A 22,336-nucleotide genomic window follows, 5' to 3' on the forward strand; every position below is an offset into this window, starting at 1 on the left:
TAGTATAGGGACAAGGCTTGTTGGTTGTCTGCGTGCACCGTCTCCTTGACAGGGGGCGGTGCATCTTAATTTGCAGGGAGAAGGGAACGATGATGAATGACGTCATTGAGCATATCTTCATCGCTGGGCTGGTTAAGCATGGACGGATTCGGTATTTTTGACGACATGAATGATGTGCCGGGATTCGAGGGCAGTCAGGGTGGTTTTTTTTCCGGATTCAATGAGTTTGGTGCAATGAGTGCGTTTGGTTCGATTTTTATTGGCGGTATTTTTCTCATTATTGCAGGTGTTATTGTGTATGCCATTATTTCAGGGGTACGCACATGGTCATCAAACAATGCAGCAGCGCTGCTGACCTTGCATTCGACGATTGTGGCAAAGCGAACGAGAGTGAGCGGGGGCTCAGGGGACAGCAGTGCATCGACATCCTATTACATCACATTTGAGCTCGACAACGGAGAACGGGTAGAACTGAACGTAGGCGGAAATGACTACGGTATGCTCGTGGAAAATGACCGAGGCATGTTAACGTATCAGGGGACAAGGTTTAAGCATTTTGAAAGAGATGTGCAACCCCAGTCTGGTGCGAGCAATAACAGTTTCTATACGTAAAATAACGGAATGGCGGCTCCTCCCAAGTGGAGAGAGTCGTTTTTGCTCTAGGCAAAATTAAGAAATCACAGGGTATTCAAACGCTTACAATGGTGATATACTCGTAAAATAAAGTAAAACAGTATAAAACAAAAATAAACAAACAACAAAATAAAGAATAAATCACAGACTACCGTAAGATGAAATGAAGAAATGTTCGAGAACAAACTAAAGGTATGAGATGAGAGGCTGGTGAAAAGAAGTGAGTGTGCTGGCGTATGATCTGGGGGCTGGCAGCGGGAGAGCGCTGCTGGGTCATCTGAACGATCGGGGAATGGAAGCGATGGAGATCCATCGGTTCAAGAATGAACCGGTAAAAGTCGGAGATCGAATGCATTGGGATATTTTGCGGCTGCATCATGAATTGCTGGAAGGGCTGAACCTGGTTAAACAAAAAGGAGAACTACCTGAAAGTTTGGGGATTGATTCCTGGGGGGTTGATTTTGGACTATTGGGGAGTAATGGCGAACTGCTGGGCAATCCGTACCATTATCGTGATGTGCAGTTTAACGGCATGATGGATCAGGTCCGCAAGGAATTAACTTCGCAGCGGATTTTCGAACGCACGGGTATTCAATTTCTTAGCTTTAACACCTTGTACCAGTTGGCAACGCTTAAGCGAAGCGCTTCGCCCTTGCTTAACGAAGCAGAGCGTTTTCTAATGATTCCGGATCTGCTTCGTTACTTTCTCACAGGTGAAGCGGTGAATGAGTTTACCAATGCAACTACAACACAGCTGTATAATCCCTCAACTGGTCATTGGGACGGTGAACTGCTCGCACATATCGGCATTTCGGAGAATCTGTTTGGCGAAGCGGTTATGCCAGGTACACGTGTGGGACAGCTACGGAGCAGCATATGCAGGGAAGCCGGTCTGTCTTCCATCCCGGTTATCGCGGTTGCAGAGCATGACACAGGTTCAGCGGTCGTCGCTGTTCCGGCAACAGAGCGTTCATTCGCTTATCTGAGCTGTGGAACCTGGTCACTGATGGGCACGGAGATGGATCATCCTGCCATCAGTTCCGAGAGTCTGGCTCTGAACTTTACGAATGAGGGCGGGGCAGGCGGTACGTTCCGGCTGCTCAAGAACATCATGGGTCTGTGGATTTTGCAGGAAAGCATGCGTGAATGGGAACGGAAGGGGCAGGGGATCAGCTACGCGGAATTATTGGGCAAGGCTGAACTTGCACCTGCGTTTGCGAGTTTGTTTGATCCGGATGATGAGCTGTTTATGCCGGCAGGTGATATGACCGCCCGCATACGTCAGTATTGCCGTGATACCGGGCAGGCTGAGCCGAAGGATCAGGGAGCCATTGCCCGATCCATTCTGGAAAGTCTTGCTCTGAAGTATCGAAGAGTACTGGAGTGGACGGAACAGCTGTCCAGACAGTCTTTCAATGGATTGCACATGGTCGGGGGAGGCATCCAAAATCGTTTGTTATGTCAGTGGACGGCCAATTCCATTGGCAAACCGGTATGGGCTGGACCGGCAGAAGGCAGTGCGATCGGGAACATGGCTGTACAATGGATGACAAGCGGGGATTTTAAGGATATATGGGAAGCTCGCAAGGTCATCCGCGATTCCTTCCCGGTTACTGATTATGAGCCAAAAGACAGACCCGTCTGGGAAGAGGCTTACGGCAGATTTCTAAGGTTGACTGTTTCCTCAACATCACAAGCCAGAAATGAGGTGTAACATGCTGGCAGCAGAACGCTATGACCGGATTGTAGAGATGGTTAATATGAAGGGCAGTATGCGGGTATCCGAACTTAGTGAGCTCTGCCGAGTAACAGAAGAGACCATTCGACGTGATCTGGACCGGCTGGAGCAAGCAGGGCGACTTCGTCGTTCTCATGGTGGAGCGGTCAGCGTGAAGGAAGAGCAGCCAGAGATCCCGTACCGCGTGAGGGAGACAACCCATGCGGAGGAAAAGAAAAGGATTGCTCAATCAGCCCTTTCGATGATCTGCCCGGGGGATCGAATTCTGCTGGATGCCAGCACAACAGCAGGTTATATGGCAGCAAATATGCCGGATATGCCTTTGACGGTATTGACCAATTCCATACAGGTAGCTACCGAACTGAGCAGTAGGGAGAAAATCGAAGTCATCTCGACCGGGGGCCAACTGGCCCCTCGCTCGTTATCTTTTGTTGGACCGCTCGCTGAACGTTCGCTGGAAACGTACCATGTTGATAAGTTGTTTCTCTCGTGTAAAGGTGTGCATCTGGAGGGCGGTGGAATCAGTGAATCCAATGAGCTTCAGGCCAGATTGAAGCAGAAAATGGTCGGCATATCCGACCAGGTCATTTTGCTTGCAGATGCCAGCAAATTCGGTGTTCGTGCATTTGCCCGCGTAACCGGGCTGAATGCCGTTCATGCGGTGATCACGGATCAGCCGCTGGAAGGCGAATTAATGGACCGTTTAAACGGCTATGATATCGAGATCACGACCGTTTAAGACCAATAGGGTATTCGATGCTTATATGTGTTATAACAACAATTCATCAGTTATGGGAGCGTGGAATCATGAAAGTCTCCTTGTTCATTACCTGCCTCAGCGATGCCATCTATCCCCGTGTGGGGGAGGCGATGGTCAGATTGCTCGCCGCTCATGGTGTGCGGCTGGATTTCCCGTCCGTGCAGACCTGCTGCGGACAGCCTTCCTACAATAGCGGGTATTGGGATGAGACACGAGTAGCCGCCAAAACGATTTTGGAGGCCTTTGATGACAGTGATTTTGTCGTCTGTCCTTCGGGCTCCTGTACGTATATGATTCATCATTATCCCGAGCTGTTTGCCGATGAACCCCTATGGCTGGAGAAGGCCAAACGTCTGGAGGCGAAAGCCTATGAATTCACCCAGTTTCTCGTTCAGGTGCTTGGGATCACGGATTTGGGTGCGCATTTTCCACATAAGGTTACCTATCACCCCTCCTGTCACGGAAGCCGTTTGTTAGGCGTGAAGGATGAGCCGATGGCCTTACTGTCCGCTGTGAAGGGCTTGGAGTTCGTCCCGCTTCCTTTTGGAGAGGATTGCTGCGGGTTCGGGGGGACATTTGCCATCAAAATGCCGGATATATCCGGTGCCATGGTCACGGAGAAGGTGGATCACATTAAAGAGACGGAGGCCGAAGTATTGGTAGGATTGGATATGGCCTGTCTGATGAATATTGCGGGCAATCTCCGTTATCGGAATGAACCGGTGCGTGTGATGCATTTGGCGGAACTGCTGTATGAGGGGGTGCAAACCGGATGAGTCAGCCGGGTGTAATGGATGTTACCGTGAAGAAACGTGCAGAACTTGCGTTAAATGATGATTTTCTGCGCAAAGCGGTCAAGTTTACGACAGAACGACTGCGTAATGGCAAAAAATCCGCATCAGAGGAACATGGCAACTGGGAAGAATGGCGGGAGCGTGGACGTCAGATTCGTCTGCATACGATTGCCCATCTGGATTATTATTTGAATGAATTCGTCAACAATGCACGCGCGAACGGTGTGCATATTCATTTTGCCGATACTTCGGTGGAGGCAGCGGCGATTGCATTGGATATTGCGGCTCACAAACAGGCTTCAACCGTGGTGAAATCGAAATCAATGGTGTCCGAGGAAGTGCACCTCAACCATGTGTTGGAGTCCGCAGGCATTGAAGCGATTGAGACCGATCTGGGTGAATATATTATCCAGCTGGCAGGTGAAGCCCCGTCTCATATCGTCATTCCGGCCATTCATAAGAACCGTTATCAGATCGCGGAGCTGTTATCGAAGGAAGCGGGCGAAATTCTGGAACCGGACACCACTGTACTTGCCGGATTTGTACGCAAAAAACTTCGCGAGAAGTTTCTCGAAGCAGATATCGGCATGACGGGCTGCAATTTTGCAATTGCGGAGACAGGTTCCATGGTCCTGTTTGAAAATGAAGGCAATGCCCGGATGGTGTCGACCGTGCCAAAGACGCAGATTACCTTAATGGGCATGGAGCGTATCATTCCGTCTTGGGCTGATCTGGAAGTAATGGCAACCCTGCTGCCACGATCTGCGACAGGTCAGAAATTGACGATGTATATGTCAGGCATAACCGGTCCTCGTCGATCAGAGGACGGTGACGGACCGGAAGAAATGCATATTATTATTGTGGACAATGGGCGTTCGCTTCAATTGGGGGACCCTGAATTTCAGGAGTTGCTGAACTGTATTCGCTGCGGAGCCTGTCTGAATGCTTGTCCAGTGTACCGACATATTGGCGGGCATGCTTACGGTGGAACTTACAGCGGACCTATAGGAGCGGTGCTCACGCCTGCCTTAAATGGAAATATCGAGGAATGGAATGATATCGCGGGTGCTTCGAGCCTGTGCGGAGCCTGTTATGAAGCCTGTCCGGTCAAAATCCCGCTGCATGATATGCTCGTATATTTGCGTAGACGCAAGGTAGAAAAGGGCTATGGAAACAAGCTTGAAAGCGCAGGTATGAAAGGTTTTGCGGCGGTTGTATCCAATTCCAAACGGTTCGGTACAGCTATTCGACTCGGACAGATCGGTCAGAAAGCCGTTGTACGCAATAACGGAATTTCACTGAAACTTGGGCCTCTCAAGGGCTGGAACAGTTATCGGGTTGCACCAAGCCTCGCGAAGCGTTCCTTCCGGCAGCAATGGAACAAGCTGGATGAGGAGCTGAATCAGGGTCAGACAGAGATGGACTCTTCCATTCGGAACCGAATGGAACAGATTCTTCGTGAACGCGAGGGGGGCGGCCAACATGAACACTGAACATCAGGAATGGCTGGAGCAACTGGAGAAGAAGTCTCGTGCGAAACAGGAACACTTTATGAATGACATCGCCTCCAAGTTGAGAAGGCCACGCCAACGCCATGCTCCCACCCAATCTTTTCGGGGTGCACCCGCGTTCTGGAATGAGCTGGAGTGGGACATCGATAAGCGAATACAGGCATTCACCGATAATTTTGTGAGTGTAGGTGCTCACATTGCCCGGGTGCGTGACATTAATGAAGCTTCCGACTTTATCGCAACTAAATCTCACGAATTAAGCGCGAAATACATTATACGCCAGAATGAACAGGCACTGACGGATCTTGGATTGGAAGAGAAACTCCCCGATGTGCAGATTTCTGTTTGGAACAGCCAAGCGGAGGAGAACTGGAAGGCCCGGGCAGCTGAGGCCGATATCGGGGTGGTCATGGCGGACTATGCTACAGCATATACGGGTTCCGTTACGGTACTGTCATCACCGGAGAAGGGACGCTCAGTCAGTCTATTGCCCACCGTACTGATTATTATTATTCCGATGAATAGGCTCTACACCAGACTTGGCGAAACGCTGAACCGATTCGACGAAGCGGGAAGAGAAAATCTCCCGGCAGGCATTCATTTTATTTCAGGTCCCAGTCGTTCTTCTGATATTGAAAATGATTTGACCATTGGGGTACATGGGCCGGGCATTGTATACGGCCTTATTATGGGATGACTGATTTCTCAAAAATGTACAATAATGTCGCTCATACGAACTGCCCGGGAAGCAGCCTCTGTCTGCTGAGGGCAGTTTTCTTTGTGTACGTTTCAGTCTGTATGATCTGTGTACGATATGGACGGTATATAGGCGTTTCCTATAAAAATTATATTTATTATATATTTAACCTATCGCGGAAATGGGCGTATAATCCATTCAGCAGAGATTTTAGATGAAAATGAACAGAGGAGGCGTTACGAATGAGTGTATTTTCTTATCAGGTCCCCTATATGGATGGGCACATGAGCGATTTATCTGTGTTTGAGGGGAAAGCACTGCTTATTGTGAACACAGCGAGTAAGTGCAGTTACGCTCGACAATTCACCGAGCTTCAGCAGCTGTATGAACAGTATCGTGATCAGGGGCTGGAGATATTGGCGTTTCCCTGTGATCAGTTTAACCACAAGGAACCGGGCAGTAATGAAGAAATAGCTCATTATTGCAGGAATCATTTTCATATATCTTTCCCGATGTTTGAAAAGCTTGAGGTCACCGGACAATCCACACATCCTTTGTTTCGGTATCTGGTCGAAGCTGCCCCATTTCAGGGTTATGATATGGAAACGGAAGAAGGCAGATGGATGGAGCAATTTGTCAAGGAGAAACATCCCGAATTATACCGGGGAGACGGGATCAAATGGAATTTCACCAAATTTCTGATGGATCGAACCGGGGAAGTGGTTGGCCGCTATGAGACTACAGTTGCACCGTTAGAGATGGAGTCTGCGATTCAGGATTTGCTGAAGAGGTCCTGGATTTAACGTTTTATTTCGAGAATGCAATTGTTCGTTAAGTTCTAAAAAAACTCGATATCACTGGACCAAGAGGGGGCCATTTTCCCGTGCAAAAACAATGGCTTCCCGATGGTCCTACGACTTTGAGACTGTTGAAGATTAAGACTGGAAATGTTAGGGTAAAAGTGAGGTAACGAAGAAACCCATTTTTTTTATTTAAAATTGACCCATATACTATTATGGTCACTTGGTTCTAGCTTGTTTATTTTTGGTTATCTGGATTAAATGTGAAAATGTGCAGAAAATGAAGGTAGAGGAGTGAGTAGCATGGCGCAAATTTCAGTTCCCCAACCCAAAACGTTTGGTCCTTTAGGCAATTTGCCACAGTTGAATTTTGACGAGCCCGTACAATCTCTGGTTAAACTTGCAGATGAATACGGACCGATTTTTCGAATGGAGCTTCCAGGTCGAAGTGAGCTCTATATTTCAGGCCACAAATTGGTGGCAGAGGTATCTGATGAATCCCGATTTGACAAGCGTGTCTGGGCACCGCTGGAGAAGGTTCGTGCTTTTGCCGGAGATGGCCTGTTTACGAGCTGGACACAAGAACCCAATTGGAAAAAAGCCCATAATGTATTGCTTCCCAGCTTCAGCCAACGTGCAATGCAGGGATATCACAACAAAATGATTGATCTCGCTGTGCAGCTCGTACAGAAATGGTCACGATTGAACCCCGATGAGACGGTGAATGTACCGGATGATATGACCCGACTGACATTGGATACCATTGGATTATGTGGATTCAACTATCGGTTTAACAGCTTCTACCGGGAAGAACCGCATCCTTTCATAACAAGCATGGTACGTGCATTGGACGAATCCATGAGTTCGTTGCAGCGTTTGCGTCTGCAAGACAAGTTGATGATTACCAAAAAGAAACAGTTTGATCAAGATATCCGTTCGATGTTTTCCCTGGTGGATCATATCATTGCGGAGCGCAAAGAACAGCCCCAGGAAGGGGCAGATGATCTGTTGTCCCATATGCTCAGCGGCAAGGACCCGGAAACCGGTGAAACGCTGGACGATGAGAATATTCGATATCAGATCATTACCTTTCTGATTGCAGGACATGAGACGACGAGCGGCTTGTTGTCCTTTGCCATCTATTATCTGATGAAAAATCCGGACAAGCTCGCCAAGGCGCAAGCTGAAGCAGATCAGATTCTGAAAGATCCGGTTCCGACCTACAATCAGGTTCGTAATCTGAAGTATGTGCGGATGGTGCTGAACGAAGCATTGCGATTGTGGCCTACGGCTCCGGCATTTTCCTTATATGCCAAGGAGGACACGGTTCTGGACGGGAAATATCCTTTGAAAAAAGGAGACAGTGTCAGTGTGCTCATTCCCAAGCTGCATCGGGACCGCGAAGCTTGGGGCGAAGATGTGGAGGAATTCCGTCCAGAACGGTTCGAAGATCCGAGCAAGGTTCCGCATGATGCCTATAAACCATTTGGTAATGGCCAGCGGGCATGCATCGGTCAGCAGTTCGCCCTTCAGGAAGCAACACTTGTGCTGGGCATGGTCCTGAAGCATTTTGAATTCATCGATCATGCGGACTATCAGTTGAAAGTGAAAGAAACATTGACACTCAAACCCGATAACTTTACGATCCGTGTTCGTGCACGCGGGGGTCAGCCGGTCATGGCTGTTCCGGGTGTTGCCGTGGAGGAGCCGACTCCAGTTACTAAAAGACAAGAGCCAGATACAGCCAATGCTCATCACACCCCGATGCTTGTCCTGTATGGGTCCAATCTCGGGACTGCGGAAGGCATTGCGCGTGAGATCGCAGATACCGCCAGATATCAGGGCTTCCGCAGCGAGGTAGCTGCCCTGGATGATCGTGTAGGCAAGCTGCCGAAAGAAGGTGGCGTCATCATCGTTAGTGCATCCTACAACGGCCAGCCGCCTAGTAATGCGAAGGATTTTGTGGAATGGATCGAACATGCGGATGCAGGCGAATTCGAAGGCGTACGCTTCTCCGTACTGGGATGCGGGGATCACAACTGGGCCAGCACGTATCAGCGCATTCCCCGTTTGATTGATGAACAGCTGTCTGCCAAAGGAGCAGAGCGGTTATCGCCCATCGGAGAAAGTGATGCCAGCGGAGACTTTGAGAAACAGGTCAGCGATTGGACTGAGCAACTATGGCCGGATTTGGCAAGAACCATGGGAATTAAGCTGAATGAAAGTTCGGGTAGTGAACGCAGTTCCTTGTCTGTGCAGTTTGTCAGCGGACTGGCGGTAACACCGCTCGCGGATACGTATGATGCACATGTTGCTGAAGTGCTTGAGAATCGGGAACTTCACGATGCGGGCAGCGAACGCAGCACACGCCATCTGGAGATCAAACTTCCTGAAGGCATGACATATAGAGAAGGCGATCATTTAGGCATTTTACCGCAAAATCCGCCTGAGCTCGTGGAACGGGTATTAAAACGATACGGATTCACCGGAACGGAGCATTTGGTTCTGGATGCATCCGGTCGCAGCGCAGCTCATCTTCCACTGCATCAACCGGTGAATCTGGTTGATCTGCTCAGTCACAGTGTGGAGCTTCAGGAAGCAGCAACTCGCGCCCAACTGAGGGAACTGGCGGCGTACACCGTATGCCCGCCACATAAGAAGGAGCTTGAAGCACTTCTTGATGAATCGGTTTACATGGAAGAAGTCCGTAATAAGCGCATATCGATGCTGGATTACCTGGTGAAATATGAGGCATGCGAACTGCCATTCGAACGGTTTTTGGAGCTGTTGCCGTCTCTGAAAGCCCGTTATTACTCGGTTTCCAGTTCGCCGCGAGTACAGCCTGAGCAGGCCAGTATTACCGTTAGCGTGGTACGTGCTCCAGCCTGGAGCGGCCAGGGAGAATATAAAGGCATAGCGTCGAACTATTTGGCAAACCTGAAGCCGGGTGAAGAGGTAGTCATGTTCATACGGACACCTGAGTCCGGGTTCGAACTGCCAGAGAAAGCAGAGATTCCGATCATTATGGTTGGTCCAGGTACGGGCGTGGCTCCATTCCGTGGTTTCCTGCAGGCAAGACGGGTAATGAAGCAACAAGGTCAGCAGGTTGGTGAAGCCCATCTGTATTTTGGATGTCGCAACCCGGAACATGATTATTTGTATAAAAATGAACTCGAAACCGCTCAACATGAGGGGCTTGTTCAGCTTCATACCGCCTTCTCCCGTGTGGAGGGGGAAGTGAAGTGTTATGTACAACATCTGATGAGAGATGATGCACGTCAATTGATTCCTATACTTGAGCAGGGCGGACATTTGTATATCTGCGGCGATGGCAGCAAGATGGCACCTGATGTTGAGGCAACACTCAAGAAGGCTTATGCTGACATCAGTGGCAACTCGCTGGATCAAGCCGAAGAATGGCTGGAACGTTTGCAGCAGGATGGTCGTTACGCGAAGGATGTATGGACAGGTATCTAATTAACGATGTAATGCTGATTTCATTAGCAAGTAAAGGCGATGCGGTGAGACACAGAGAAGCTTCTGTATTCTCACCGCTTTTTGTCATAACCACGATAGTTAAGCAGACAGGGGATGTTTGGGGTATAATTCGGAAGGGAAGGGTTTATAAAGGTTTTGGACGGGACCGATGTCTTATCCAAGCTATTTCTTTTTATGGTTCGTTGGGCGATAAATCGATTCGACCCGTGTTAGAGGGAAGAGAATACGGGAGGAGAATTTACCTTTTCCCTGCAATTCAAGGTAATCCACTCCTACACCGACAAGGCGTATATTGTTAAATGCATTCCGGGAAGGGAAAATGGTACGAATGCCCACCCGTATGCCCCGTCGTGTTCGGGGGATATCGAATACACGAATGGAATTTAGACTAAGTGGAACGAATAATTGCCGATTCACTTTGATGAAGTTGCGTGGGTATACTTTGCTGATTATTCCCGGCTCCAAACCGGACAGCGGGGCATTCAATTCGGCCAGATGCCCCTGTAATTCGCTCAGGCGCTGTTGTAGTGTTTTTCCTGTATGAAGCTGGTGCCAGTTCATAAGTACTCCTCCGTTCGCCATTTATACCTACTATATGAATGGACGAGATCAAGAGGTGAGCAAATTGGCGCCCATGTTCATTATGTATAACCCGTTTACAACTTAAGATATGGGGAGTGATCCGTTTGATCGTGGAAATGTATAAAGACCTCGTTCGGGATGAGCGTGGCAATTATTATATCGCAGTACAGATGGAAGGTAATGAGCTTACGCTCGTCAATGCATTTGTTGAAGCTTCGTTTACACCGGAACTTATATATAACGAAGAATTTCGGAATAAACATCAAGAGATGGAAGGCGGCTTCGTAGGCAAAATTGCAATGGACCTGCTTCGGCATGATGTGGTCATGGGGTTGAAACAAATCGATCGAAAGCTGCTGGAACTGTCTGAGGTTGAGCAGAAATACACGGTAAACTATATTGATACGATTGAATTCTATCGCCACCCTGCGTGGGAACGTAAAGCATAGCAGGTGGATTCATTCGGGTCTGCAAAAGGTCGTAGTTGCCAATCAACATGGGTATTCCTTCCTTACTGATAGATCTTCAGGGTATGAAATAAAAAAGCGCAAGTGCAAGGGTTCTTTCCCGGCAGCTTGCGCTTTTTGTGCTAACGATAGGAGGGAAAGATCATACCGATATCCCGCTCTGTTTTTAACACTCCGTCTGAATATCTTTGCATTTCATTTCCTTTGATTCGGATTGGAATGGTCTCTCCCAGATACGTGAGTTCCCCTTCAATGGTGCGTACGCTCATTCCGATGATGCCATTCAAATGTCCGCTCCGATCGGTTATTAGCCGAATTCCTGCTGGCCCTTCCATTAGAACGTTACCACCCTGATATACCATTACCCGTTCTGGTGTGTTCACCAATTCAAAATGCACCCCGTTCACCGTGCGGCTATACGCCGTATGACCTGTGACTTCTTCGCCATGATCCATGTCGATGGGGAGAAGACCGGTAAACCACAGTTGGTCCGACCCAACCGGCATGATCCCACATAACCGTTCCACATAATCCAGCAGGCAAAGAATGGAGGGGGAATAGTTTTCGGTAAAACCCTCCTCCCCGGTCCATGGGCTTAAAGCCTGCGCAAAACGCTTTGCTTTGGAGAAGGAAGACAAGATGGGTTGCAGTACCCAGGTCAATTCCACATAGCGATGGTGATATTCAAAGGCATGCGGTGCACGGATCAGACTCAGGAAGTTGGACGCTCCACCCCAGCTGTTATAAGAAGAAAATGGATCGAACCGTGAATCATCCATCGATATGGAGGTAAACGGGTATTTGGCAAAAAACTTGCTTGTGTTCAGCAAATACCGGCGCAGCATGTTATCAAAACATTCACGGTCGCCCACCTCGCAGGCCATCACACGCAGCAGCACATCGGACTGTACCCTGACCAATTCGTCATTGCGATCCCGATCGTAGAAGAACATGTCTTCTTCGTCATAACAGTAACGGAAAAGACTTTCCAGACTGGTTTCCGCTTTTGCTTTCCACTCTTCACCGGACTCTCCGAGCTCCTCGGCCATACGTGATAAGTACTTGCGCTGGCAATAGATATTGGCGGTTAAGTCTGGTGCCAAAAAAGGCAGAACAGGAGAGTCCGGATGATACGATGCGGCATCATTCTTATATGGTGTATCCGGAACATGCCAGAAGCGGGGGGACAGATCATGCCCAGTATCAAAGGTGCTAAAAGCCTCCACACAGCCGGTCCCTCGGGTATTGCGATACGTTGCAATCCATTCGTCATAGCGTACCATGGCTTTGTACATGGTCTTCAGGAAGGCTCGGTTCTTTCCATGAAGCTGGTAGTGATTCCATACGCTTCGTGCCAAGGGTGTAACGAGCTGAATCTGGCGGAAGGAAGGGGCGTTCTCCGTTAGCTTATAAGGCAGCAACCCATCTTCTCTTTGGTGTTGGGCAAAAGCCAGGTAGGTTGTTTCCGATACAGAAGGAATCAGACGTGACAGCAGCTGGGCATTAATGGTGCCGGTACTCTCCAGCCAGCAGCCCAGATAGATGCCACCTTCCTGAAGAATGGGCTCACTGCCGTCCAAGGGCACAATGCAATTCAGTAACTTCTCCAATGCGGAATAATAAGTCGCTTCCAGTCGTCCGCCGGATGCCGCGAATCGAACACCCGACGCCTGCCATTCCTGTATTAACTTTTGATCTTCCGGTTTACCTGGCTGCACATGATCGTGGATCGAGATCTGACGCAGCTTGTTCAGCAGGGCTTCTGTCATGTCGACCTCCTTATAGCTAGCGGTTATTTATTGATTGGATTCAAAGATTCGCACGGTGCCATTATAGAAGTCCGTCACGGCTTGCTCCACACTTTTTCGGCCAAAGCCGATTTCCTGATTGGTTGTCTGGGCCAACTTGGAGAATTCAGCGAATCCCGGAGGATTATAGCTCACGTCAAAAGGCTCCGTTTTCGTAGCTTCAGATACAAAGCTGGTGTAATTATATACAATCTCCTCAACAGGTCCCGCTTCTTGCTGAAGCAGATTGCGGTTGGCTTCCGTAACGGGCACGCCGCGGTCGTTGCCGAGAATTTTGGCTGCATCCGGATCATTAATCCAGAAATCCATCAGGATCGCGACTTCTTTTGCATGTTTGGTATTCGCATAACCGGACAACCCCTGACTGGATTCAAATACAACCCCAGTTCCTTTTGGACCCCTTGGTACAGGCAAAAGAATTAACTTATCTTCCGTGAGACTCTGGAAAGCAGCCAATTGATTCGAAGGAAGCAGGCTCATAGCCGCCTTGCCCGTAATAAGCAAGGATTTACTCGTATCATCCGGTGGATTGGAAACCTGCAATTCAGGCGTGACCACACCTCCGGATTTGGAAGCCTGCTCCCAGTAAGTGAACCATTCCAAAATGTCTTCTTTTGCAAATCCAAGCGTGCCGTTCTTCATATCATACAGCTGTTTGCCGCGTTGTTTCAAAAAGATGTCCATACCGTCAACCGTGAAATTATAGGTTCCATAATAGCCCTTCCCGAGTTTGTCGGACAGCTCTTTGCTGATTGCAGCATAATCTTCCCAAGTCCAATCCGAAGCGGGCAAAGGGATTCCCGCTTGATCGAACAGCGCCTGATTAACGACAATGCCCCGTGCATTTGCACCAGCGGAAATATGCTGCAGCTTTCCATCAAGACGCCCATACTCAACCATGGTGGCATCCATGCCGTCCAGATTCAGTTCATTACCGACATAAGGGTCCAGGTTCAAAAGCACATCCTTCTTGGCGTAGTCAACCACATTACCCCCAAGGAAGAAAATATCCGGTGCCGTGCCCGATGCCAACTGTGTATTCAACTTGTCAAAATATCCGGAGGAAGGCGCAAACTCACCTACAATTTTAATATTCGGATGTTTCTCCTGAAAAACCTTCAGGGCTTCATTCGTAATATCTGCCCGTTTTTGATCGCCCCACCACATCATGCGCAATTCGACTTGCCCGCCTTCAGCGGTCTTCGTTCCTGTCTGCTTATCAGCACCGGTATGATCCGTTCCAGAGCAGGCAGTCACCAATAACAGGAGTGAAGCTATAACAGTGATCATTAATCGTTTGAACATGAGAAATCCCCCTGACGATGGATAATGAAAAACATAATATCTGTTGTACGTTTATTGCGTCTGTACGTATTTTCGTAATCACTTCAGGCCAGTCGTTGCAATCCCCTCAAGAAAATAACGCTGAAATACCAGAAAGATAATGGTCACAGGCAGCAGAGACAGCGTGGACATGGCGAGCAGTGCGCCCCAATCCGATTGTCCCGATGGATCGAACAACGACCGAATCCCAAGCTGTACGGTAAACAGATCAATTTTGCTCAGGTAGATCATCTGGCTAAAGAAGTCATCCCAGCTCCAGATAAAGGTGAAGATCGCTGTTGTGATCAGGGCAGGAACGAGAAGGGGCACCACGATTCTGAAAAAAATCTGCGATTGCCCGCAACCGTCAATGGTTGCGCTCTCGTCCAGCTCCCGTGGGATACCACGGATGAATTGAACCATGAGCAGAATGAAGAAGGAATCCTGTGCCAGCCACTTGGGTAGAATGAGCGGGAAATACGTATTAATCCAATGCAGCTCGTTATACAGAATGTACTGAGGTACCAAGGTTACATGGTAAGGAAGCATGATGGTGACCAGCATAATGCTGAACCACAGGCCTTTGAACTTGAACTTCAATCTGGAAAAGGCGTAGGCTGCAAGGGAACAAGAAATCACATTTCCCAACACACTCATGACGGAGATCAGTGCCGAGTTGCCGAAGAAGCGGCCAAACGACAACCCTTGCAATCCTTTCCACCCATTCACAAAATGATCAAGAGTGAAGCTGGTTGGAATCAGGCTGCTACTCGTGAAGATGAGATGATTTGGTTTAAACGAACTGAGAATTAACCATAACACCGGATACAACATCAGTAGACCGAAGAGGATAATGGCGGCATGCCTCCCGGCTTGAACCAAACGTCGCTTTAGTGGCATGTGTACTATCTCCCTTCCTGATTGTCGCCGTAGAACACCCAGAATTTCGAGGTGAGAAAGACAATTGCGGTGAATACCCCGATAATGACCAGCATGATCCACGCCAGAGCGGAAGCATAACCCATATCAAAGAACGAGAAGCCTTTCAGATACAGGTACAAGGTATAGAACATGGTGGCGTCGAGCGGGCCTCCGCGTCCATCCCCGATAACATAAGCGGGTGTAAAGGCTTGAAACGAATTGATCATGCTCATGATCAGGTTGAAAAAAATAACAGGAGAGAGCATCGGGAGTGTGATGCCAAAGAATTGGCGTACCTTTCCGGCCCCGTCTACGTCCGAAGCTTCATATAAATCGGCTGGAATTTGCTTTAGGCCAGCCAGGAAAATAACCATGGCCGAACCAAATTGCCATACAGAGAGTGTGATGATCGTATAGACCACATAATCGGGATGGGCAATCCAGGCGGGTCCGGTGATTCCGAACCAGCTCAGAAACTGATTGACCAAGCCGCTTCCTTCGAAAATCTGACGCCAGACGATCGCAATAGCGACGCTGCCTCCCAGTAGGGAAGGGATGTAATACACGGTCCGGTATAAGCCGAGCCCACGAATCCCTTTGTTCAGCGCCATTGCCACTAGCAGGGCAAAGGCAAGCCTAAGCGGAACGGATAGAAATACATAATAAAACGTTAGCCCCAAAGATCTGCGAAAGGTATCGTCTTCGGTAAAAATCTGGACATAGTTGCTGAGCCCCGTCCACGTTGGTGATGATAACAAATTAAATTTTGTCAAGGACAGGTAGAACGACGCAACCATCGGTCCGAGTGTCAGACAGAAAAGTCCGATGAGCCAGGGCAGCAGAAACAAATAGGCTGTTACATTCTGCTGGCCGTATAACGGTTTGGACAGCTTTCTCATCATAGGCCTCCCTTCAGGATTGGATGTGAATTCGTGATCACCCCAAATTTGAATCCGCTTACAATAAATGCGGCGATTCTCTTGGTAAATTCATCATACAGGGGAGGCGGAGAAGCCGGAATCTCATTTCTTCGGATCATGATTATCAATTTTTTCGGAATGCAGCAAACGATAATCTGAAGGACTTATGTTGAACATTTTTTTGAATTTTGAACTGAAATAGCTTGGGGAACGGAAGCCTGTCAGCTCTGTAACATCCCAAACGGTTAGTTGGGTTTCCTTCAGTAAACGTACGGCATGTTTCATTCGCACCTCGGTTACATATTGAATAAATGAGATGCCGGCAGCTTCTTTGAATATCTCTGAAAAATAGGTAGAGTTGTAGTTATATTGCTCAGCTAACGAAGTTAATGTCAGTTCCAGCATGTAATTTTCCTCGATATATTGTTTGGCTGATTCAATGACCGTATGTTCTCCAACCTCGGCTGGCTGCTGTTGCTTCACGAAATCTTCCGCCCAATGCATCAGCAATAGTTCTGCCTGGTCTGGAGTCTTTAGCCAAAGCACCCATTCCGGGGAAATCCACGAGGATTCCTGTTCGAACAATAATGAAATTTGAAAAAGGCTTCGGATCATATGGGAAGTGGATATCCGAAATGAGTCAGCAAGCTCCTTTCGAATCACGCTGCGGAAGGAATCCAGCTCTCCACGAATGAGGCAACGATGCAGCATGCGGTTGGTTTCCTCTGGCAGTAATGGACTATGATCTACAACGGGCACATGATCCTGTGCACCTTTGCGTCCAGCAGAGTTCCATGCCAATAGGGAATGAATATAGCCTTCTTTCCAGCGCTCAAACCCAGACACAGACAATCCCAATCCAACTTGTACATCCATCGTTAAGACAGAGCGGGTCTGTGCTGTGATCTGCTGAGCAAATTCGTGCTGAATACCTTCCAATGTTATGAAATGCATAATTCCAGGGTGGGCTCCGTCATGGAACACTTGCACGTTATCAGGATAGGACTGGGCCATCTCGTAACAAAGCAGCTCGAAGGGAAGGTGGAGCGTTTCGGGAACACGCCCCACTGATGCAGTTTGTATACCGGAGTCTCGTATGCCAGCGGTGATGAAACAGACGCTGTGATCCTGCCAGTATTCCAGATGAAACAGCCGTATTCGCTCTGGCAGTGAAGAAGGTGGGTGGCGATGTCCCCTAACCAGATCAAGCAGGAAACGTTGCTTCATTTCTTTGTAATACTGGGAGAGACGCCATTGTATCCTTTCGGAATCGCCGTGCAGCTGTTTCTTTTTATCCAACTCATCTTTGATTTTATTTAAAGTGGTTTTCAATTCAACCCGGGTTACAGGCTTCAGCAAATAGTCCATGGCCTGGCTGCGCACACCTGCTCTGGCATAGTGGAAATCTTCATATCCAGTGATGATCATAATCTGAATGGAAGGATTAAGACTTCGGCAAATGTCCAGCAATTGCACGCCATCCATGACAGGCATGTTCATGTCTGTAATTAACAAGTCAAAATGTTCAGCTTTCAGAAGCTCTTCGGCTTCGATGCCGTTTGCCGCTTCACCTGAAATGACAAAGCCTAGTTCTTTCCAGTTCACTTTCAATTTCAGTCCTTCTCGAACTTCGATCTCGTCATCTGCGATCAATACGTTGTACATCATATTCCTCCTGTGCGGGTAGAATCAGTTCCATACTTGTGCCGTTTTGTTCTCCGTTCTTGATCTGAATCGCAAACAGGGCACCGTAATGCAAACGGCAGCGTGCAACCACATTTCCGAGTCCAATGTGCCAGCTTTGGCTTCGCAATAAAGGTTCCAGCTGAGATGGTTCAACAGGATCATGAATTTTCTGGATGATTTCGGTTGGAATCCCGGGCCCATTGTCTGAAATGTTGAAATGAAGGCGGTTATTTCGTCTGGAGATCCGGATGTGTACCTCTGCTGTCGTCTTATGCTGGAAGCTGTATTTGACGGCATTCTCAATCAGCGGCTGAAGAATAAATTTGATGATGACCAGGGAATTCATCCTGCCTTCCTGTGTAAGAGTAATGTCCAGCTTATGACCGAAACGGGTTTGCAGAATGGAGATATAGTGGCGGATATAAGTCAGTTCCTCTGTAAGCTCTACTCTGTCGTCACTTGTATTCATGGAGAATCGCATCATTTTGCCCAGGTCCTCAATAACCTGTACCGTATCATCTGTTCGGCGCTGCATAGCGAGACTGCTGACCAGTTCCAGTGTATTAAACATAAAATGGGGATTAATCTGCATGAGCAGCGCTTTATACTCCGCTTGCTGGCGGAGCAGCTTCAACTCGAACTCGTTCTGGATATGCTTACGTAATCGGCTGATCATGTAGCGGAAAGTGGAGATGACGTAACTGACTTCACTTTTTACATTTTTGTCCGGGGGAAGAAGGGACTCTGCCTGATCGAATGCACCGCGCTGTACCTGTCTCATGGCTAGTACCAGTCGAGTTAAAGGTTTGGTGACGCCATAAGAGAGCCATGCAGCGGCCAACAAAGAGACGATAATTAGAACAATGGTGACCACCAGAATGGTACTTTGGAGCTTATGAAGTGAGGAATACAGCTCTTTTTCCGGTGCCAGACCAGCCAGCATCCAGCCCGTACGCCCCAACTTTTTGTATACCAGAATGTCACGCTGTCCTTCATCGTTGTTCAGGTACACCACACCCGATTTGAGCGAGTTGTTTCGAATGTGATCGATTTCTGCTAAAGCTCCGGCACCAAGCTGATTGGTCTGCTGGGAAAGGATAGGGCTTCCTTGTTCGCCCAGTAGAAACATAGTGCTGCTCTCGGCCAGATGGATTCGATTAAGCGGTTCGAGAAAGTAAGATTCGCTGACATTAATTTTCATTACATTCTGGGCTGTAGCATGGTGAAAGGTCCCGAGGGGCATCAGCAGACTGACTACCGGATTGCCGTGATCCCTTATGTTTTCATGTTGATCGGTATGTGCTGGCAGCCAGTGGTTTCCAGAGATGAAGAAGTTTTTGTACCATGATTCTTGCAAAAAGAGAGGGTCAGTCGCTACTTGATTCTCACTGCCAATCCGCAGCCCATTTCGTCGATAGATGGATACATCGGAGATACTGGTGTAGCTGTTCGTAGCCTGGGTTAGAAATCGGCTCATCGCCAGATTGACAAGCATCTTTTCCCCTTCAGGAAGGTTGGGGTCACTCATCGCGTTATCCCAGTTCTTGGCGATATCGCTGTTGAAAACAAGAGAGGCTGCATCATAGATCTGCATTTGAACCATATCGACATAGGAGCCGTATTCCTCCATCTTCTCAAGAGCAGAGGATTCAATGTAAGAGCGGATTACGGTACGTGACTCCTTAAAGAGTAGGAAGGAGAGCGTGCCAAAACAGAGAACGAAGAGCACAACGATAAAGGCAATCAAGCGGCTTTTTAATGAGAAAAACATGGGTACCTCCTTAATCGAATAGGCTTCAAGACCGTTGTTCCAATGGAAAAAAAGACTGCGTAATAAACGCAGCCTTTGAATTATGTGAGGTTGGAGCGGTCTTCGTTCCTAGAAACGGACCAGATTGTTGATGCGAACAGGCAATCCAGTTGCGATGGCGCGATTGGCTGCAATTCCGGTCAGGATAGATCTTGCTCCATCCAATTGGTTGGCAGCGCGGTGGTATGGATCTTCCGCAGGCTCTCCAAACAGATCATTCAGAAGTACAGGATCGCCTCCGCCATGTCCACCTTCTTTTTCCTCGACTTGAACCTCATAGGGGGCATCAAACATCGGAAGGACTCGCAGTGTTTTCCCAATCAATGCACCTTCTAGGTTTTTGTCACCCAGCGAATTAACGTAGGATTGTTCCACAATGTTCATTTCGATCCGGCCTTTGGTACCGTTAATGGCGATGCGATACCCTTCCCACGGCTGGTATGCAACAAGTGAATAGGTCAAAATGGCTTTGTTCTGATACTGGACAAGAACGCCCATCGTATCCTCGATGTTGATGCCATCTCCGAATACGCTTTGATCTCGCTGGTAGCCGTCTTCCGGCTCAGCATCCAGATACATGGCTTTGAGATGTGCATCCGAATCCAGATGCAGGGCAAAAGGGTCCTCTTGCGCAAGCGGGTTGCCGGTTGCACGAGTGTAAAACTGCGTTATGCCTCGTTCCTCCGCGTTCTCTCGACCATAATACATGAGATCACCGAATGCGAAAACGGTCTCAGGCTGCGAACCGATCCAGAAATTGACCAAGTCAAAGTGATGGGTGGATTTGTGTACGAGCAGTCCGCCACTATTGCGCTTGTCCCGGTGCCACCGGCGGAAGTAATCTGCACCGTGACGGGTATTCAGCAGCCATTCGAAGTGGACCGAAGTCACTTTCCCGATGGTGTCATTCTGAATCAGTTCCCGTATCTTGGTATGGTGCGGTGCGTAACGGTAGTTAAAGGTGACGCGTATATTTTGTCCAGTCCGCTTGACAGCATCTAGAATATCCTGACATTTGTGCTCATCGATGGTCATCGGCTTCTCGGTCACAACATCACAACCAAGCTCCATTGCCCGAATGATGTATTTATGGTGGGTGCGGTCAATGCTGGTAACAATGACGAAGTCCGGCTTCTCGTTCTCAATCATCTGGTCGAACTGATCTGCAGTATAGGTAGGGACCTCATTGTATTTATATTTTTCCCTCAGCAGCTGATTGGCGTAATTCATGCGGGTCTGGTTAATATCACAAAAAGCTGCGAGTTCGGATGTTTCTCTGAAATTTTGGGCTAATGCTCCATAGAAAAATTCAGCACGGCCGCCTGTTCCGACCAATACGTAGCGTTTTTTGTTACCCATTCTATCGCCTCCTTGAATATAGATCTAGAGTATAACAAGAGAGAACTTCTTTCGCCGCTTTTTGTGCGTAATCGCTTTCAAATACCGCTTATTTTGCTATAATTCAAGCAAAGGGGGCAGCGGCATGACTCAGACATTTCGGGCAGATTACAATGATCCCACCGGATATTTGAATATTGAATATGATCGTCGCATTGGTTATTTCTCCATGACCGATGACCATCTGCACGACCATTACGAGCTGTACTACCTGCTATCAGGTGAGCGGATATACTTCATAAAGGACCGAACCTACCGGGTCCAAGCCGGAGATTTCGTATTCATCGATCGAAATACCGTTCATAAAACGATGGAGAGTGGTAGACCTGACCATGATCGGATTGTTCTGTATATCAAGCCGGAGCTGTTCACCCAATTGGCCATCTCACCTGAGCTCGCTGAGGGGCTAAAGGAGCCATTCGGCTGGGATAATCCCATTTTGAGCCTTCCTTCACAGGTAAGTGAAACTGCGGGCCGAATGGTCAGTGAAATGATTGATGAGATGGTCCATACCAGAGCTGGAAGCAGTCTGCTGCTGCGTCACCGATCCGTTGAATTACTGCTGTTTGCTTATCGTAATCAACATTTGGGCACTATCCACTCGGCTGATAGTGAGCCGGTTCTGCACCCCAAGGCACAGGCGGTGGTACGTTATCTCAACGATAACTATCAGCAGGCTATATCGTTGTCTAAGGTTGCTGCATTGTTTCGAATCAGCCCTCATTATCTCAGTCGTTTGTTCAGACAAACCACTGGTTTCACGTTCAGCGATTACCTCAACCTGCTTCGGGTGAAGGAGGCGCAGCGCTTGCTGCGTGAAACCGAGGATTCCGTAACGGAGATCGCCCTGCGAGCGGGATTCAGCAATTTTTCACATTTCGGGAAAATGTTCAAGCGGACGGTTCAGGTGTCACCGCGGACATATCGGCAGGAGTATAGAGAAACAGGCTCGATGGGAGTGCTGAAATAGGGTGGGCTGCTATATAGAAA

At 48.4% G+C, this 22,336-nt stretch carries 18 protein-coding genes; 10 read left to right on the plus strand and 8 right to left on the minus strand.

Annotation, left to right across the window (positions count from 1 at the left end; translation table 11 throughout):
* Nucleotides 1-96: 96 nt before the first annotated feature.
* From JNUCC31_RS28345 to JNUCC31_RS28380, 8 genes are all read left to right on the plus strand, one after another.
* The gene (locus JNUCC31_RS28345; protein ID WP_228469285.1) at nucleotides 97-612 is read left to right on the plus strand and encodes a DUF2500 domain-containing protein; all 516 of its coding nucleotides are present in this window, start codon (nucleotides 97-99) and stop codon (nucleotides 610-612) included.
* Between the two features lie 241 nt (nucleotides 613-853).
* Nucleotides 854-2,347 carry a rhamnulokinase gene (locus JNUCC31_RS28350; RefSeq protein ID WP_192266672.1) on the plus strand — a complete coding sequence of 498 codons (1,494 nt, stop codon included), beginning with the start codon at nucleotides 854-856 and terminating at the stop codon, nucleotides 2,345-2,347.
* A gap of 1 nt (nucleotide 2,348) precedes the next feature.
* Entirely contained in the window at nucleotides 2,349-3,110 is a 762-nt protein-coding gene (locus JNUCC31_RS28355; protein ID WP_192266673.1) for a DeoR/GlpR family DNA-binding transcription regulator, read from the plus strand.
* A 68-nt stretch (nucleotides 3,111-3,178) separates the two neighbouring features.
* Complete coding sequence (locus tag JNUCC31_RS28360) at nucleotides 3,179-3,907, plus strand: (Fe-S)-binding protein (protein WP_192266674.1); 729 nt, start codon at nucleotides 3,179-3,181, stop codon at nucleotides 3,905-3,907.
* Nucleotides 3,904-5,418: a LutB/LldF family L-lactate oxidation iron-sulfur protein gene (locus tag JNUCC31_RS28365; protein ID WP_192266675.1), complete on the plus strand. Its 1,515-nt coding sequence runs from the start codon at nucleotides 3,904-3,906 to the stop codon at nucleotides 5,416-5,418. Before JNUCC31_RS28360 ends, JNUCC31_RS28365 begins: the two co-directional genes overlap by 4 nt.
* The gene (locus JNUCC31_RS28370; protein WP_192266676.1) at nucleotides 5,408-6,133 is read left to right on the plus strand and encodes a LutC/YkgG family protein; all 726 of its coding nucleotides are present in this window, start codon (nucleotides 5,408-5,410) and stop codon (nucleotides 6,131-6,133) included. Before JNUCC31_RS28365 ends, JNUCC31_RS28370 begins: the two co-directional genes overlap by 11 nt.
* 242 nt (nucleotides 6,134-6,375) lie before the next feature.
* Entirely contained in the window at nucleotides 6,376-6,936 is a 561-nt protein-coding gene (locus JNUCC31_RS28375) for a glutathione peroxidase (protein ID WP_192266677.1), read from the plus strand.
* A gap of 300 nt (nucleotides 6,937-7,236) precedes the next feature.
* Nucleotides 7,237-10,410 carry a bifunctional cytochrome P450/NADPH--P450 reductase gene (locus JNUCC31_RS28380; protein ID WP_192266678.1) on the plus strand — a complete coding sequence of 1,058 codons (3,174 nt, stop codon included), beginning with the start codon at nucleotides 7,237-7,239 and terminating at the stop codon, nucleotides 10,408-10,410.
* Between the two features lie 183 nt (nucleotides 10,411-10,593).
* Here JNUCC31_RS28380 and JNUCC31_RS28385 read toward each other — a convergent pair whose 3' ends face one another.
* Entirely contained in the window at nucleotides 10,594-10,992 is a 399-nt protein-coding gene (locus tag JNUCC31_RS28385) for a hypothetical protein (protein ID WP_192266679.1), read from the minus strand.
* 125 nt (nucleotides 10,993-11,117) lie between these two features.
* Here JNUCC31_RS28385 and JNUCC31_RS28390 point away from each other — a divergent pair, with 125 nt between their 5' ends.
* Nucleotides 11,118-11,462 (plus strand): hypothetical protein, encoded by a 345-nt coding sequence (locus JNUCC31_RS28390; protein WP_192266680.1) that lies wholly within the window; start codon nucleotides 11,118-11,120, stop codon nucleotides 11,460-11,462.
* Nucleotides 11,463-11,602: 140 nt separating this feature from the next.
* On the opposite strand, the gene JNUCC31_RS28395 is transcribed toward JNUCC31_RS28390, so the two are convergent.
* The 7 genes from JNUCC31_RS28395 to JNUCC31_RS28425 form a co-directional block, all read right to left on the minus strand.
* Nucleotides 11,603-13,249, minus strand: coding sequence for an MGH1-like glycoside hydrolase domain-containing protein (locus JNUCC31_RS28395; RefSeq protein ID WP_192266681.1), 1,647 nt, complete (start codon nucleotides 13,247-13,249; stop codon nucleotides 11,603-11,605).
* 27 nt (nucleotides 13,250-13,276) lie between these two features.
* Entirely contained in the window at nucleotides 13,277-14,593 is a 1,317-nt protein-coding gene (locus JNUCC31_RS28400; protein ID WP_192266682.1) for an ABC transporter substrate-binding protein, read from the minus strand.
* Nucleotides 14,594-14,671: 78 nt separating this feature from the next.
* On the minus strand, nucleotides 14,672-15,511 hold the full coding sequence (locus JNUCC31_RS28405) for a carbohydrate ABC transporter permease (protein ID WP_192266683.1): 840 nt from the start codon (nucleotides 15,509-15,511) through the stop codon (nucleotides 14,672-14,674).
* Nucleotides 15,512-15,516: 5 nt separating this feature from the next.
* A complete protein-coding gene (locus JNUCC31_RS28410) occupies nucleotides 15,517-16,431 on the minus strand; it encodes a carbohydrate ABC transporter permease (RefSeq protein WP_192273388.1) in 915 nt (304 codons plus the stop codon).
* A 123-nt stretch (nucleotides 16,432-16,554) separates the two neighbouring features.
* Entirely contained in the window at nucleotides 16,555-18,120 is a 1,566-nt protein-coding gene (locus JNUCC31_RS28415) for a response regulator (protein WP_228469286.1), read from the minus strand.
* A complete protein-coding gene (locus tag JNUCC31_RS28420; protein ID WP_192266684.1) occupies nucleotides 18,092-19,909 on the minus strand; it encodes a cache domain-containing sensor histidine kinase in 1,818 nt (605 codons plus the stop codon). Before JNUCC31_RS28420 ends, JNUCC31_RS28415 begins: the two co-directional genes overlap by 29 nt.
* Nucleotides 19,910-20,017: 108 nt before the next feature.
* A complete protein-coding gene (locus tag JNUCC31_RS28425) occupies nucleotides 20,018-21,307 on the minus strand; it encodes a Gfo/Idh/MocA family oxidoreductase (RefSeq protein WP_192266685.1) in 1,290 nt (429 codons plus the stop codon).
* Between the two features lie 124 nt (nucleotides 21,308-21,431).
* Between JNUCC31_RS28425 and JNUCC31_RS28430 the strand changes: the two genes are divergently transcribed.
* Nucleotides 21,432-22,316, plus strand: coding sequence for an AraC family transcriptional regulator (locus JNUCC31_RS28430; protein ID WP_192266686.1), 885 nt, complete (start codon nucleotides 21,432-21,434; stop codon nucleotides 22,314-22,316).
* The last annotated feature ends 20 nt before the right edge of the window (nucleotides 22,317-22,336 follow it).

The organism is Paenibacillus sp. JNUCC-31 (assembly GCF_014844075.1).
In the GTDB taxonomy this organism is placed as follows: Bacteria; Bacillota; Bacilli; order Paenibacillales; family Paenibacillaceae; genus Paenibacillus.

What these genes read in the sequence shown, in the direction of transcription:
- JNUCC31_RS28345 (WP_228469285.1), top strand. Translation starts at nt 97, where the DNA reads ATGACGTCATTGAGCATATCTTCATCGCTGGGCTGGTTAAGCATGGAC.
- JNUCC31_RS28400 (WP_192266682.1), bottom strand. Translation starts at nt 14,593, where the DNA reads ATGTTCAAACGATTAATGATCACTGTTATAGCTTCACTCCTGTTATTG.
- JNUCC31_RS28380 (WP_192266678.1), top strand. Translation starts at nt 7,237, where the DNA reads ATGGCGCAAATTTCAGTTCCCCAACCCAAAACGTTTGGTCCTTTAGGC.
- JNUCC31_RS28365 (WP_192266675.1), top strand. Translation starts at nt 3,904, where the DNA reads ATGAGTCAGCCGGGTGTAATGGATGTTACCGTGAAGAAACGTGCAGAA.
- JNUCC31_RS28355 (WP_192266673.1), top strand. Translation starts at nt 2,349, where the DNA reads ATGCTGGCAGCAGAACGCTATGACCGGATTGTAGAGATGGTTAATATG.
- JNUCC31_RS28385 (WP_192266679.1), bottom strand. Translation starts at nt 10,992, where the DNA reads ATGAACTGGCACCAGCTTCATACAGGAAAAACACTACAACAGCGCCTG.
- JNUCC31_RS28425 (WP_192266685.1), bottom strand. Translation starts at nt 21,307, where the DNA reads ATGGGTAACAAAAAACGCTACGTATTGGTCGGAACAGGCGGCCGTGCT.
- JNUCC31_RS28415 (WP_228469286.1), bottom strand. Translation starts at nt 18,120, where the DNA reads ATGATGTACAACGTATTGATCGCAGATGACGAGATCGAAGTTCGAGAA.
- JNUCC31_RS28395 (WP_192266681.1), bottom strand. Translation starts at nt 13,249, where the DNA reads ATGACAGAAGCCCTGCTGAACAAGCTGCGTCAGATCTCGATCCACGAT.
- JNUCC31_RS28410 (WP_192273388.1), bottom strand. Translation starts at nt 16,431, where the DNA reads ATGAGAAAGCTGTCCAAACCGTTATACGGCCAGCAGAATGTAACAGCC.
- JNUCC31_RS28360 (WP_192266674.1), top strand. Translation starts at nt 3,179, where the DNA reads ATGAAAGTCTCCTTGTTCATTACCTGCCTCAGCGATGCCATCTATCCC.
- JNUCC31_RS28420 (WP_192266684.1), bottom strand. Translation starts at nt 19,909, where the DNA reads ATGTTTTTCTCATTAAAAAGCCGCTTGATTGCCTTTATCGTTGTGCTC.
- JNUCC31_RS28375 (WP_192266677.1), top strand. Translation starts at nt 6,376, where the DNA reads ATGAGTGTATTTTCTTATCAGGTCCCCTATATGGATGGGCACATGAGC.
- JNUCC31_RS28405 (WP_192266683.1), bottom strand. Translation starts at nt 15,511, where the DNA reads ATGCCACTAAAGCGACGTTTGGTTCAAGCCGGGAGGCATGCCGCCATT.
- JNUCC31_RS28370 (WP_192266676.1), top strand. Translation starts at nt 5,408, where the DNA reads ATGAACACTGAACATCAGGAATGGCTGGAGCAACTGGAGAAGAAGTCT.
- JNUCC31_RS28430 (WP_192266686.1), top strand. Translation starts at nt 21,432, where the DNA reads ATGACTCAGACATTTCGGGCAGATTACAATGATCCCACCGGATATTTG.